Annotated in this window: 1 protein-coding gene; it reads left to right on the forward strand. The window is 58.2% G+C overall.

Features of this window, described 5'->3' with window-relative positions:
• The first annotated feature begins 468 nt into the window (after positions 1-468).
• The gene (locus tag ACT3RR_RS05480; RefSeq protein WP_496199900.1) at positions 469-15,642 is read left to right on the forward strand and encodes an Ig-like domain-containing protein; all 15,174 of its coding nucleotides are present in this window, start codon (positions 469-471) and stop codon (positions 15,640-15,642) included.
• The last annotated feature ends 42 nt before the right edge of the window (positions 15,643-15,684 follow it).

A 15,684-nucleotide genomic window follows, 5' to 3' on the forward strand; every position in this document is an offset into this window, starting at 1 on the left:
TTAAGTTTTAGTTATGCTTTTTTAAGATGAAAAAAGCTTAACTAAGCAAAAATGTAGCACATCCTTAAAACTCTCTCTTAAGTCAAATTTCTTGATCATCAAGTAATTAAAGTCAAATTCTATGGCGTAGACGACAAAAATAACGCCGTCAAACTTATATTTCAAAATGTTTCGATTCATTTTTCTTATCGTATTGATAACAATTTTTTAATGTATTTGGGTTAAATCATGCATATAACTTATTGGAGTTAAGGCAAATTCAAGCCTGACTTTTTTCTAAAAAAACCTGTGAAAAACAGGAAATATTATTGCCTTTTTGTTGGATTTACATGCAGCACCCCACGCCAGTTGGAAAGTAAATCATTGTTTTCATGATCTTAAAATTCACCGCAGTTCGCTTTTTGACCCTGTCGAAAAGGAACTTTTGTGGTGCGTATTTACTTACTCTGGGTTTAAGGGGCACACAGCATGGCTCAACAAGGCAATGTCATCGTCGACGTACTTTCCCGTACTAACGGCAGCGTAATTTCCCAAGTGTCCGGCGCCAGCCAGACCGTTAATCTCAACCAACTCAGCATTGTACGTGTCCATGCTACGCGCGCGGCGGTTGCGAGCTACGAGCGCGCGGGGAACGATCTTATCCTGCACATGCAGGATGGCAGCACCGTTCGCTATCAAGGCTTCTTCACCACCGATGGCAAAGGCCACCACAGCGAGCTGATCTTTGATGACGGCGTGCACCCGATTGAACATGCCACCTTCGTCGATACCGGCGTTGCTCCCGGCTCTGCCGTGGCGGTGGTGCCGGGTTATGAAACTGTGCCAGACGTCGGCGCGCTGCTCCTCGACGGCTCCAACTTCGATCCGGCCATTCTCGGCGCAGTGCTTGGCGTCGTGGCATTAGGCGCGGGCATTGCCATTGCTGCGAGTAGCGGCGGTGGCGGCGGTGGCGGCAGTAGCAACAATGGCGGAGAGCCAGGACAACCTGGCGGTTCGAACCCAGATCCTACCCTAACGCTGGCAACCTTCGCCGGCGATAATGTTTTGAATAAAGCCGAAGTCGGTAGCTCACAGGTGTTTAGCGGCACGACGGCCAACGTCACCGCCGGGCAGACCGTGACCTTGAGCCTCAATGGCAAAACTTACACCACCACCACGGCGGCAGATGGCTCATGGAGCATCACTCTGCCCGCGGGCGACCTGCAAGGTCTGGCGGACGGCACCTATGTGGCCAACGTCAGCGTAACCGGCTCCAACGGGCAAACCGTCACCAAGGGCGTGACCATTGGCGTTGACACCACCGCGCCGGGTGTGGCGACTGACGTGACGCTGGTCAACGATGCCAACCAACCTATCACTGGCACCACCAACGACAGTACCCCAACCCTCAGTGGTAAAGCCGAGCCGGGCAGCACGGTGACCGTCAGCGATGGCGGCACGGTGATCGGCACCGCGCCGGTGGATGGCAGCGGCAACTGGACCTTCACACCTAACCCGCCACTGGGCGATGGCGACCACAGTCTGACCGCCGTAGTCACTGACCCAGCCGGAAATACCAGTACCCCGAGTACGCCGATCGTGGTGGTTATCGACACCACCGCGCCTGGCGAGGCGACGGATGTGACGTTGGTTAACGATGCTAACCAGCCCATCAATGGCGCGACAAACGACACCACGCCGACCATTACCGGTAAGGCTGAAGCGGGCAGTACCGTTACCGTTCGCGACGGTAATACAGTGATTGGTACCGCCGTGGTCGACGGCAATGGCAACTGGAGCGTTACGCCAACCCAGCCGCTGAGCGAGGGTACTCACAACATTACGACGCAGGTGACGGATCCTGCGGGCAACTCTAGCGGCGTGAGTGCACCTATCGCGGTTGAGATTGACACTACCGCGCCGGGTGCGGCAACTGACGTCACGCTGGTCAATGACGCCAACGAGCCAATCACCGGCACCACCAACGACAACACCCCAACTCTGAGTGGTAAAGCCGAGCCGGGCAGCACCGTTACCGTCAGCGACGGTGGCACGGTGATTGGCACTGCGCCGGTGGATGGCAACGGCAACTGGACCTTCACACCGAATCCACCACTGGGCGATGGCGATCACAGCCTGACCGTGGTGGTTACTGACCCTGCGGGTAACGCTAGCCCGCCAACTACCCCAATTGCTGTTGTCGTGGATGCCAGCTCGCCTTCGCCAGCCACCGACGTGCAGATAACCGATGGTGAAAACACGCCGATCGGCACTAACGGCAGCACCAATGACACCCAGCCAACCATCAGCGGTAAAGCCGAATCGGGCAGCATCGTCACTATTCGTGATGGCGACACCGTACTTGGCACCGTACAAGCTGATGGCAGTGGCAACTGGAGTTTGACTCTGGATCAGCCGCTGTCCGAAGGCCCACACAGCATCACCACTGAAGTCACCGATGCCGCAGGCAACACCAGCGGCGTTAGCACCCCTATCGTGGTGAATATCGATACTATCGATCCTGAGCCGGCCACGGCGGTGAAAATCCTTAATGGAGACGGCCTGCCGGTGGATGGCATCACCAATGACACCACGCCAACCGTTAGTGGCAAAGCCGAAGCGGGCAGCAAAGTCATTGTGCGCGACGGGAACACCATCGTGGGCAGCGCCATTGCTGATGAAAATGGTAACTGGAGCGTTACGCTGCAAGATCCGCTGTCGGAAGGCCCACACGGACTGACCACCGAAGTGCGCGATGCGGCCGGTAACTCCAGCGGCATCAGTGCTCCAATTGCTGTGGAAATTGATACCGCGGCGCCGGGTGCTGCGACCGACGTTAAACTGGTGAATAACGATGATTTGCCAATCACCGGCGCGACAAACGACACCACGCCAACCCTGAGCGGCAAGGCCGAGCCGAACAGTTCGGTCACTATTCGTGATGGCGATACCGTCTTGGCAACCGTGACCGTTGATGGCACGGGTAACTGGTCTTATACCCCAACGACGCCATTGGCCGAAGGCCCGCACAGCCTGACCACCGAAGTGAAAGACGCTGCCGGTAACTCTAGCGGTATTAGCACCCCAATTGCGGTCGATGTGGATACCCTTGCGCCAAACGTCACTATCGATCCTGTGGCCGTTGACAATAAAATTTCATTCAATGAAGCCGCTGGCGTTATCACCATTACTGGTACGGCATCGGCTTCTGAAGCCGGCCGCACGCTGGTTCTCAATGTAAACGGTGAGCCGCATAACGTCATTGTTGGCGAAGACGGTAAATGGACCTTTGACCTGCCAGCCGGCACGCTGACCGGGATAAATGGTGATATTACTATCACCGCTACGCTGACTGACGCCGCGGGCAACACTACCGTCACCACTGACACCGTTCACGTCGCCGCCGATCCGGCGCTTCAGCCTTCGCTGACTGTTAACGCCTTTGCGGGCAATGACATCGTGGACGGCGCAGAAATTCAGATTGACCAGAAGCTGACCGGTAGCACCACAAACGTCGAGGCGGGCAACACGGTTACTGTCACTTTTGATGGCAAAACCTACACCGGTATCGTGGGGGCAGACGGCACGTGGAGCGTGACTATTCCAGCTTCGGCGCTGTCCGATGCAGGCAATGGCCCGGCAGACTTTGCCGTGACGGTCAGTGACAGTTCCGGCAACCAAGCGATTGGAAACCGTCCGTTTGAGATTAACGATCTGTTAGGCGGTATCGCCATCGATCCTATTTCCGTGGATGGCAACATCAATGCCATTGAAGCTGCGGCAGGCGTGACCATCAGCGGGACCACCTTCAACGTCCCTGCTGGCGTGGGCGCGATCACCGTTAACATCGGCGGCGTGAATTATCAGGCGGATGTTGCCGCAAACGGCACCTGGAGCATTCAACTGTCAGCGGCTGCTATTCAGGCACTGACCGATGGCGTGCAGAATATCGAGGTGAGCGCCACCGATGGCGGCGGGAACCCTATCTCGACCACCGGCAGCGTTAACGTTTACGTGCACAACCTGCCAGCCCCAGTGCTGGATACGCTGTTTGGCGATGGCACCTTGAATGGCAGCGAAGCCGCCGCTGGGCAGACCATTACCGGCACCACCGGCGTAACAGGCGCAGGCCAGAATGTAACAGTTATCATCGGCGGCCAGCAATTTGCCGCCACGGTCGCCAATGACGGCACTTTCAGCGTCAGCATTCCGTCCAGCGTATTGAGCAACTTGCCGAACGGCACGGCGCCGGTTCAGGTGATTGCGACCGACGTCGCCGGTAACAGCCAGACTATCAGTGCTACTGTGCCGGTAGATACCCTGGCGCCAACCCTGACTATCAATCCGCTGGCGGGCGATGGGCAAATCAGCCTGGCCGAAGCCGCAGGGTCGTTAACCCTGTCGGGGACGGCTTCTGTCTCTGAGGCTGGACGCGAAGTCACCATCACGCTGAACAATGAAAGCTATACCGCGACGGTTGGGCCGAACGGCGTATGGAGCGTTGCTCTGCCAGCCGGTGCCTTGAACAATCTCAATGGTGATTTTGTTATCAATGCTACGTTGAGCGATGCGGCGGGCAACAGCACCAGCACCACCAATACTATCCACGTGGTTTCCGACCCAAGTATCCAACCGACTATCACCATCAATCCATTTGGTGGCGATAACGCGGTAGACGGTGCGGAAGTCCAAACGGCGCAAGTGCTGAACGGCACCACGGCCAACGTGGAAGCGGGCCAGATCGTTAAAATCACCCTGAACGGCCACACCTACACGGCTGAAGTTCAGCAGAGCGGCAGCTGGAGCGTCATCATCCCGGTTACCGATATGCAGGTGCTGACTAACGGCACTCAAACTATCTCGGTAGAAGTGGCGGACAAGGCCGGTAACTCAGCCTCTGGCACCGATAACTTCACGGTAAATATTACTGAGAACGGCGTGGCAATCGACCCGGTAACGGGCGATAACGTCATCAACGCGGTGGAAACGGAAAACGGTATTCAGGTTACGGGTACGACTTACGGCGTGCCGGTGGGCACCGACGTGGTAGTAACCTTCGGTACTGTGTCACATACCGTAAAAGTGCTGGCCAATGGCCGCTGGTTAGTGAACTTCACCAGCCCTGAACTGGCGGGAATTGACCCAGGCACCACCACGGTCAGCGCAGTCACTAAAGATGCTAACGGCAATACGCTGACTAATAGCGTTTCCGTCGGCGTTGACAATGTGGCTCCAGAACCAACCATCAATACGCCATTCGGCGACGGCTTCCTGAACATTACCGAAGCAGGCACGGCGCAAACGCTGACTGGCTCTACCGGCAAAGCGGGCGACGGCCAAACCGTCACCGTCACCCTTGGCGGCCATGACTACACCGCTACAGTCGCTGCCAATGGCAGCTGGACGATCAGCATTCCATCGGCCGATCTGCAAGCTCTGCCGGAAGGTAGCAACCCGATCGTGGTGGTGGCGTCCGATAACGCAGGCAACAGCACCACTATTAACAGCAATGTGACCGTTGACCTGAGCGCGCCAACGCTGACCGTGAATCCTCTGGCCGGCGACGGCATTGTCAGCAGCGCGGAAGCAGCGGCGGCGATTGAACTGACAGGTACGGCTTCCGTCAGCGAAGCAGGTAAAACCATCACCGTGACCCTCAACGGCGCTACCTATACCGGCGTTGTGGGCGGTGACGGCAGTTGGACGGTAAATATTCCGGCTGGCGTGCTGAACGGCGTGGCCAGCGGGCAGTATCCGCTGAGCGTGTCGTTGACTGACGAAGCGGGCAACACTACCACCCAGACCTCCAATGTTACATTGGCAACCGGCGTCGATTCTCAGCCAACCCTGACGCTGAATGCCTTTGCGGGTAACAACGTAATCGACGGGGCCGAGCGCCTGGCCGACCAAACATTGAGTGGTACCACCACCAATGTAGAAGCCGGACAGCAAGTCACCATCACGTTGAATGGCAAAATTTACACCGCCACCGTGGGAGCCAGCGGCGCATGGAGCGTGCAAATTCCAGCGGCTGACCTGACTGCCTTGAACGACGGTTCAATCACCTTGACTGCCGAAGTGGCTGATAAAGCAGGTAACCCGGCGCAAGGCTCTCTGCCACTGACCATCAACACCGAGCTGAGTGGTCTGGCAATTGACCCAATCACCGGTGACAACAAACTGAGCGCGCAGGAAGCGGGCGCAGGCATCAACATCAGCGGGACATCGCACAACGTGGCCGAGGGCGCTAACGTCACTGTCACTCTGAACGGTAAAGCCTACACCGCCGCCGTTGGCGCGGACGGTACTTGGACCGTGCCGGTTGGGGCAGCCGATCTTGCGCTGCTTGGCGACGGGCCGCTGGCGGTGAAAGTGACCGCAACCGATGCCGCAGGCAACGCGGTCAGCAGCACCGTCACGCTGGATGTCTACACCCACCAACTACCCGCACCAACTATCAATCAACCCTTTGGCGACGGCCTGCTGAGTACGGCGGAAGCCGCCACCAGCCAGACGCTGAGTGGTTCTACCGGCATAGTGGGCGATGGTCAAACCGTTACCGTGACGCTCGGTGGTAAAGATTACACCGCCACCGTGGGTGGCAACGGTCAGTGGACAGTGACCATTCCATCGGCTGATTTGCAGGCGCTGCCGCAGACAGATAACGCGATCACCGTGACTGCCACCGATGCGGCGGGCAACAGCACGCCTCTCACGTCTAACGTGACGGTCGACTTCACCGCACCAACGTTGACCATCGACCCAATTTCGGGCGACGGCTACATTGACGCAACCGAAGCCGCTGCCGCCGTAACGCTGAGTGGTTCCGCAGATCCTGCTGACGCGGGGCGCAACGTTACCTTGACCATCAATGGCCAAACCTATCTGGCTGAAGTTGGGGGGGACGGCAAGTGGACCACGGAGATCCCAGCTAACGCGCTCTTGGGCTTAGCAAATGGTCAATACACATTAACCGCCAGCCTGTCAGACGCGGCGGGCAACAGCACCACGGTGACTGAGTCAGTGGGTGTCTTCACCCAACTACCAGTCCCAGTGCTGAATACGCCATTTGGCGACGGCGTGCTGAGCAAGCCTGAAGCGGCGGCCGATCAGATCCTGACCGGTAACACCGGCGCTGTCGGCCCAGACCAGAAAGTCACCGTGAACATTGGCGGGCAAGATTACACCGGCACGGTGGGTAATGACGGCACCTGGTCGGTCACTATTCCGGCCAACGCCCTCAATAATCTGACCGATGGCTCCTCGCCTCTACAGGTTACTGTCACAGACCCAGCGGGTAACACGGGCACAACCACTACCAATGTGACCGTAGACTTGACGGCTCCAACCTTGAGCGTTGAGCCGCTGACTGGCGATGACAAGCTGAACACCGACGAAGTGGCGACGGGCTTCCTGATCCAAGGGACCAGCGACATCGGCGATGCAGGTCGTCCGGTCACCGTGTCTATTGACGGCCATACCTACACCGGCGTGGTCCAGGCCGACGGTTCTTGGTCTGTGCTGGTGCCACCAAATGCCCTTGGCGATTTGGCGGTCGGCGACCATCCATACAGCGTTTCCGTCACTGACGCGGCGGGCAACCAAACCCTGGTTGACGGCACCGTCAATGTCACTGGCGTGCCTAGCCCGCTGTTCCCATCTATCGACGCACCATTCGGCGACACCATCCTCAACGGTAGCGAGCTGGCTGAAGTGCAGACGCTGACCGGGACCACCGGCGCGACCGGCGCGGGACAAACCGTGAAGGTGAACATCGGCGGGATCAGCTTTGATGCCACCGTGGACGCCAATGGTCAATGGACGCTGGACGTGCCGGCCAACGCCTTGGCGAGCCTGCCACAAGGGGCGCTGAGCATTGAAGTCACCGCGACCAGCGCGTCCGGTGCTACCGGCAGCAGCACCATTGAGGCCACCGTCGACACAGTAGCACCAACGCTGACCGTTGATCTGGTGGCGGGTGACGACATCATCAACACCGCTGAACTGCTGCAACCTATCACCCTGACCGGGACTGCATCAGTCAGCGACAGTGGTCAAAACGTCAAAGTGAGTCTGGTTCTGGGCGGCGTGACCTATGAAGGCACCGTCGACACGGATGGCAAATGGTCAATTCCACTGCCTAACGACGCGCTTCAGGCTCTGGGCGATGGCCCTCACACCATTACGGCCACCCTGACTGACACTGCGGGCAACACCACCACCATCAACCATGAATTCACCATTGAGGCTGGCGCGGCTTACACCCCGACGCTGACCATCAATACGATTTCTAATGATGACTACATCAACGCCACTGAGAAAGGCCAAGATCTGGTGCTCAGCGGCACCTCGACCAAGCTTGAAGAGGGGCGTGAAGTTACCTTGACCTTCAATGGCAAGACTTACACCGCTGTGGTTGATGGAGAGGGTAACTGGACCACCACGGTGCTGGCTGCTGATCTGGCCGGGCTGAGTGATGGTCAGGCCACGATCACGGCTAACGCCACCAGTCTGGCGGGTAACCCGGCATCGGCGAGCCACGAGGTCAATGTGCTGGCGAGCGAAGCTAACTTGCCAACCATTACCATTGATAAAGTTGCTGGTGACGACGTCATCAACAGCACCGAGCACAACCAGCCTCTGGTGATCAGCGGGACCTCCAACCACCTGGTGGCGGGCGAAACCATTAACATCACGCTCAACGGTAAGCCTTACACGGCGATCGTTGGGGATGACGGAAAATGGAGCACCACCGTTCCTGTCGCCGACGTGCAGGCGCTGCAAAATCAAGAATACACCATTACCGCGACCGGTAATGACGTTGCTGAAAACGTGGCGACCGGCACCCATCAGGTGACGGTAGATACCACGCCTCCGCTGCTGACTATCGTGGTGGATGCTGGTGCCGATGGCATTGTTAATGCCGTGGAAGCAGCACTCGGCCTGCCAATTACCGGTACGGCTCCGGCGGGCCTGACGGTCACCGTGACCGTCGACGGCAAGCTTTACCCGGTACTGGTGCCTGAAGACGGCAACTGGACGCTGACTATCCCAGCGGCTGACCTGAAAGCCATCACCACCGATGGCCCACTGGTGATCACCGCCACCGTGACCGATGCTCAAGGCAATGTGGCAGACATTACGGTTAATCCGGCAATTGAGCTGGCAATCAACAACTTGCCAGTCCTGACGCTAGAGGCACTCGATTTCGTTAATATCACCGCGGCTGCCGATGGTTTCACTATCACCGGTACCAGCACCAATCTGCCAAACGGCACGGTGGTGCAGGTGAGTGTCGCGGGTGTACAAGTGACAGGCACAGTGACGGATAACGTATGGACCGCCACCGTGGCACCGGGCCTTATCACACCACAAAATATCACTGAAGGCGTGGGCACCGTCACCGTGAGCTACACCGATGCGGCGGGCAACCCAGCCTCGGCTTCGCACAGCGTGACGGTCGATCTGACACCACCTGTAGCTGCCGTTGTCGACCCACTGTTTGGCGATGGCGCGTTGAACAAGCTGGAGTCAGGCGTCGACCAGATTGTGACCGGTAAAGTTGCAGCGGGCGACAGCGTGGTATTAACGCTGGATGGTAAACCGGTGACGGCGGTAGTGGGTCCGGATGGGACTTGGACGGCGACTATCCCAACAGCCACGCTGGTGGGCCTGACCGACGGCCAAAACACCCTTACCGTGGCGGTGACCGATGCCGCGGGCAACAGCGTGTCGAGCGATGTGCCATTTGTTTCCTACATTAATACCTTGCCGGTGGCGACTATCACTGACAGCTTTGGCGGCGCGATTAACATTGATAAAGCGGCGCTGGGTGGCTCCATCAGCGGTACTACCGGGATCACTTCTGATGGTCAGAAAGTGACGGTGAATCTTAACGGTAAGGACTATACCGCCGACGTAAATTCAGCGACCGGCACTTGGGTTCTGCCGTTAGATGCCGCGACCCTGCAAGGCTTGCCGAATGGCACCTGGACGGCCACCGTAACGGTGACCGACGTTGCGGGCAACTCCAGCACCCAAGCCGAGAACATTTCGGTTCAACTGACACCACCTCCAGTTCCAACCATAGACTTGGTGTTTGGTGACGGCGTGCTCAACGCTGCTGAATTGGCCGCAGGCCAGACTATCAGCGGCTCAACGGGCATCACTGGCCCAGGCCAAACTGTGACGGTTACCATTGCGGGTAATCCTTCGCCGCTGACCGCTACCGTAGGTGCAGACGGCAAATGGACCCTGGAGCTAACCACTTCTGAACTGGCTGATATCGCCGGGCTGCCGACGCACTCCATCACCGTGACCAGCACCGACCAGTACGGGAACAGCAATGTCAGCTCGCCAGAAGTGTTTACGGTTGACCTGAACATCCCTAACCCAAGCATCACCAACCAGCCGTTTGGTGCGGATAATGTGCTGAATATCGCCGAAGCGGCGGGGCCTCTCGTCATTGAGGGGAACACCGGCATTTCTGGCGTGGGCCAAGCGGTTAAAGTGGTGATTGATGTCAACGGCACCAGCTATAACGCCACCGTCGCGGCTGACGGTTCTTGGACACTTAACCTGCCTGCTGGCACTCTGAGCGGCCTGACCGGCACCGATCACACCATCAACATCACGGCAACCGACGCCAGCGGCAACACCAATACTGTGCCATTTGCGTTCACCACTGATTTCACACCGCCAGTGGTTACCGTGAACAACGTTTCCACCGACGGCTACATTAATTTGGCCGAAGCGGCAGCGGGAACACTGATAAGCGGCATCACGGACGGCACCAGCGTTAGCGTCAATATCGGTGGCCAAGTCTTCACCGCCGCCGTCACTGACGGAACCTGGGTGTTGGACTTAACCCCGGCGCAGATAGCGACTCTGCCGCAGGGCAGCCAGACCATTACCGTCACTGCGACAGATGCGGCGGGTAACACCAACACGGCGATTTCCCACGTGGGTATTGCGACAGACGCTGCTGCCGCGCCAACCGTGACCGTGGGTACTTTTGCAGGTGATAACATTCTGGACTTCGCTGAAAGCCGCACACCGCAAACGATTAGCGGTACCACGGCTCACGTCGAGGCTGGGCGAACTGTTAATGTTACTGTGGGTTCAATCACCGGATTAAGCGCCATTGTTCAGGCTGACGGTAGCTGGAGCCTAACGCTGTCTCCTGCTCAGTTGCAGACGCTAAGTAATGGTGCGACCAACATCACGGCGAACGTGTCTGACCTTGCGGGTAATGCTGCAACGCCAGATATTCATGACATTACAGTCAGCGTGACGCCTCCTGCGGCGTTCCTGACACTTAACCCAATCAGTGTCGATAACATCATCAACTCAACGGATGATGGCGGCTTGATCATGACCTTTACCGGTCAGTATCTGAATAACCAAACTGTACTGACTCCGCAGTTAATTACCGTGTTTGTTAACGGTGTTCCAGTCGTGGGCACCTTCCCAGCACTGCCAAGCGCTAGCGGTACCTGGACTATTGTCGGGCTGTCGCAATTAGTCACCTTCCCAACGGATGGTAACTATACCGTTACAGTGTCGATGACTGGCCTTAATGGCACGACGGCGACAGTGACACAAACCATCGTGGTTGACCGTACTCCACCAACCTTGACCGTCAATGCCTTCGCCGGTGATGACGTGCTTAACGGAACTGAAGCTGCGGCTAACCAGACCATCAGCGGCACCGCCTCGACCTCGGAAGCTGGCCGTACGGTGACTGTGACCCTGAACGGCAAAACCTATACCGCGCTGGTCGGTGCGGGTGGCGCATGGAGCACCACGGTTCCGGCGGCGGATCTGCAAGGGTTGCCACCGGGTACAAACACCATCAGCGCCAGTTTGAGTGACGCGGCGGGTAACGTCACCACCACGCCACACACCTTCACCACCAACACCGCAGCACCTTTGCTGAGCGTGGGCGTGCTGGCGGGCGACAACGTGCTGAATCTGGCGGAAGGGTTGGTCACGCAGTTGCTGACCGGTACTTCCAGCGCCGAAGCAGGGCAGACCGTCACTATCAAGATTGCTGGCGTCACCGTGGGTACTGCGGTGATTCAGCCGGGAGGGGCCTGGAGCGCTAATATCCTGCCAACGGGCCTGTCGGGTCTGCTGGATGGGCCAAACGTGCTGACCGCGTCGGTCACCGATAAGGCCGGGAATACCACCAGCGTCGATGTGGGCATTAACGTGCTGTTCAACAGCCTGTTGGATCTGGATATCACCAGCGGGCTGGTGGGCGGTGTGCTCAACGCGGCTTCCCTGTTGCTGACTCAAACCATTGGCGGCGTCGCCACCAGTGCGGGCGTCGGTGCCAAGGTGGCGGTGGAAATCGGCGGACAAACGATCACGGCCGATGTCGGTGTGAATGGTCAATTTAACCTGAGCATTCCTCCGACGCTGTTGGCTAATCTGCCAAACGGTCCACTGGCGCTGAACGTCGTGCTGACCGATGCCGCGGGTAACACCAAAGTGCAGGTTATCGACCTCAACGTGGCGAAAATCCTGCCAGTGCTGGGCGACCTGACCTCCGGTTTGGGCAATGTGGATCACATCCTCAATACCGTGGTATCTGGCGCTGAGCAGACTGTCAGCGGTGCTTTGACCGCGGCCGACGGCACCGTTGTTAAGATTGCGGTCGGTGCGCTGACCTTTACCGGAACCGTGCTCAATAACGCTTTCAGCATCCCTATCCCTGCGGGCGCTCTGGCAAGTCTGGCCGACGGTGTGGTGCCGGTTATTCTGACCGCCACTGATGCCGCGGGCAACGTGCTGACTCAGGCGTTGAACCCGCTGACCGTGGCACTGCACAATCTGCCGCAAATCGTGCTGGATCCGCTGTTTGGCGATGGCTTGCTGAACGCGGCGGATATCCTGCTGAACCAGACCATTACCGGCGTGGTGAAAAACGTCGCGGCGGGTACCACACTCTCGGTGCAAGTCGGCGGGGGTACGCCTCTGACCGCGCAGGTTGATGCCACTGGGCACTTCAGTGTCACTGTGCCATCTAACCTGTTGAGCGGCCTGACCAACGGCAACCTCGGCGTCAATGTCTCGCTGACCGATGCCAACGGCAACTCCACCAGCGTGGGCGCGCAGGCGGCGATTAATGTCACCTTGCCAACCATCAGCCTGACTGACGTTCTGCACAATGGCGTGCTGGGCGCGGTGGATGCACTGACGTCGCAGGTCATTGGCGGCGTGGTGACCGGCGTTACGGCAGGGACTACGGTGAAAGTGACGCTAGGCGGCAAAACCTTCCTTGGCGTAACAGACGCGGGCGGCAAATTTGCCGTTACGCTGCAACCGGGCGACCTGAAAGCGCTGGCTGACGGCACCTTGGCTATCGGCGTGTCGGTAGTGAGCGACGCGGGTAACGTTGGTTCGACCAACGTGAATGCCAACGTCATCATCAATAGCCTGCCGAAAGTGGTGCTGGACCCACTGTTTGGTGGCAACGGGGTGCTCAACGCGGCCGAAGCGCTGCTGACCCAAACCATCAGCGGCACCGTGCTGAACGCCACGGCCGGCTCGTCGGTCAAAGTTACGCTGGGGCCATTGGTGCTCACCGGCACAGTCGATGGCACCGGTCACTTCAACGTGCAAGTGACGCCACTGCAGCTGAGCCAGTTGCTGGATGGCAACCTCAACGTCGGTGTGACGGTCACGGATGCGGCGGGCAACACCAACGGCGTCAACGCGGGCCTGAACGTCGGTATTCACAACCTGCCATCGATTGTACTTAACCCAATCTTTGGTGACGGCGTGCTGAGCGTGGTTGACCTGCTGACCGGTCAAACCATCAGCGGCGTGGCGACCAACGTCTCTGTCGGTTCTCAGGTGCAGATTTCCCTCAACGGGAAAACCTATCTGGCGACCGTCGGCGTGGGCGGGGCATTTAGCGTCACAGTACCGCCGTTGGATCTGAAAGGCATTCTTACCGACGGCTTGCAGAACGTCACCGCGACCTTCACCGATGCGGTAGGTAACGTCGGTACTATCACCAACGCGGTGAATGTGATTGCCAACGCTTTGCCGACCATCACGCTGGATCCATTGTTCAACAATGGCTTGCTGAATGCGGTGCAGGCGCTGGTTACGCAGACTATCAGTGGTAAAACCACCAATGCTGAAGGTTCTACCGTGACGGTGACTATCGGCGGGGCCAGCCTGTCGGCGGTGGTGAAAGCAGACGGCACCTTCTCCGTCAACGTGCTGCCAAGCCTGCTTTCCAGCTTGATTGACGGTACGGTTGGGGTAGGTGTGTCTGTCACCAACGCCGCGAACCACACCGTGGATACCAGCGCCAATGTCACCGTGGGTATCCATACTCTGCCAACGCTCAATCTGGGCACGCTGTTTGGCGGTGACGGCTTCCTCAATCTGGCCGAAGCCAGCAGCAACACCACGCTGACCGGCACGACTAACGTGCAGAATGGTTCGGTGTCGGTCAACGTAGGTGGGGTGGTTCATACTGGCACCATCACTAACGGCGCGTGGAATGTCACCTTTACCGCGGCTGAGCTGAAGGCGCTTGCCGATGGCGCAACCACGGTCAAAGTCACCATCACCGATGCGGTGGGTAACATCACCACCCAAACCAGCCCGCTGGTCATCAAAACACACGCCCTGCCGCTGGTTTCCCTCGACGGCCTTGGCTCTCTGACTGGCTTGATTGGTGGCATCCTCGGTGCGGGCCTGACGCTGAAAGGCAGCAGCGCCAACATCGGGCAGGGTGGCATTATCAGCGTCACCTTGCTGGGTACCACTCTTGGCGCGGTAGTGCAGGCAGACGGTTCGTGGCAGGCGAAGTTCGGCAGTGAGGTGTTTGCGGCTTATAACCTCTTCACTCTGTTGGGCGCGCTGACCGGTAACGTGGTTGGACTTCAGGCGACGGATCTGGCGGGTAACGGCATCAACCTCCACGTGGGGCTGGCGACGGGTAGCCCACTGATCTCGCTGCAAGCGCAATCGCTGGATGTGCAGGCCACGGACGACACCCACGCGGTGGCGGCGCTGCATACCACCAGCAGCGATAGCTCAACCACTGACACCGTGCATCACGCCACCAGCACCCTGACCGACCCACTGGTCACGGCGGATGCCGGAGCGCAGGTGGCGTCTACCGACACCAGCACCACGGCCCATGCTGAAACGGCGTTCTCCATCGGCGGCGTGACGATTGAAGTTGACCATACCCAGCAGGATGTTGTGGGTACGGCAGGTAACGACATCATCATCGTGGATACGCTGGACTTCGGTCATATCGACGGTGGCACTGGCGTGGATACCCTGCAACTTGGCGGTACCAACCAGCATCTGGATCTGACCCTGTTGGGCTTCAAAGTCGAGCATATCGACATCTTTGACCTCGGTAACTCTGGCACGAACAGCATCACGCTGAACCTGCTCGAAGCACAGTCGGTTAAAGACTCAGCCAATGATGAAGTGATCATCAAAGGCGGCGAGGGAAGTCTGGTGAATCTGGTCACAGGAAGTGATGGTGCTTGGACTGAAACCGGACAGCGTACCGTGGATGGCCTGACGTTTGACGTCTACCACAACGCGTCGCTGGCTAGCACCAACACGTTGGGAGACGTATTGGTTCAGCACGGTCTGCACGTACAACAGCAAAGCTAAGAGTCAAGCCCCCGAGCGCGTATGCGCCGGGGGCATTTTTTT

The sequence above is a fragment of the Ewingella sp. AOP8-B2-18 genome (genome assembly GCF_052376015.1).
Classification (GTDB): domain Bacteria; phylum Pseudomonadota; class Gammaproteobacteria; order Enterobacterales; family Enterobacteriaceae; genus Ewingella; species Ewingella allii.

Bases quoted from the DNA above. Each gene is read 5' to 3' on its own strand.
- ACT3RR_RS05480 (WP_496199900.1), top strand. From the start codon at position 469: ATGGCTCAACAAGGCAATGTCATCGTCGACGTACTTTCCCGTACTAAC.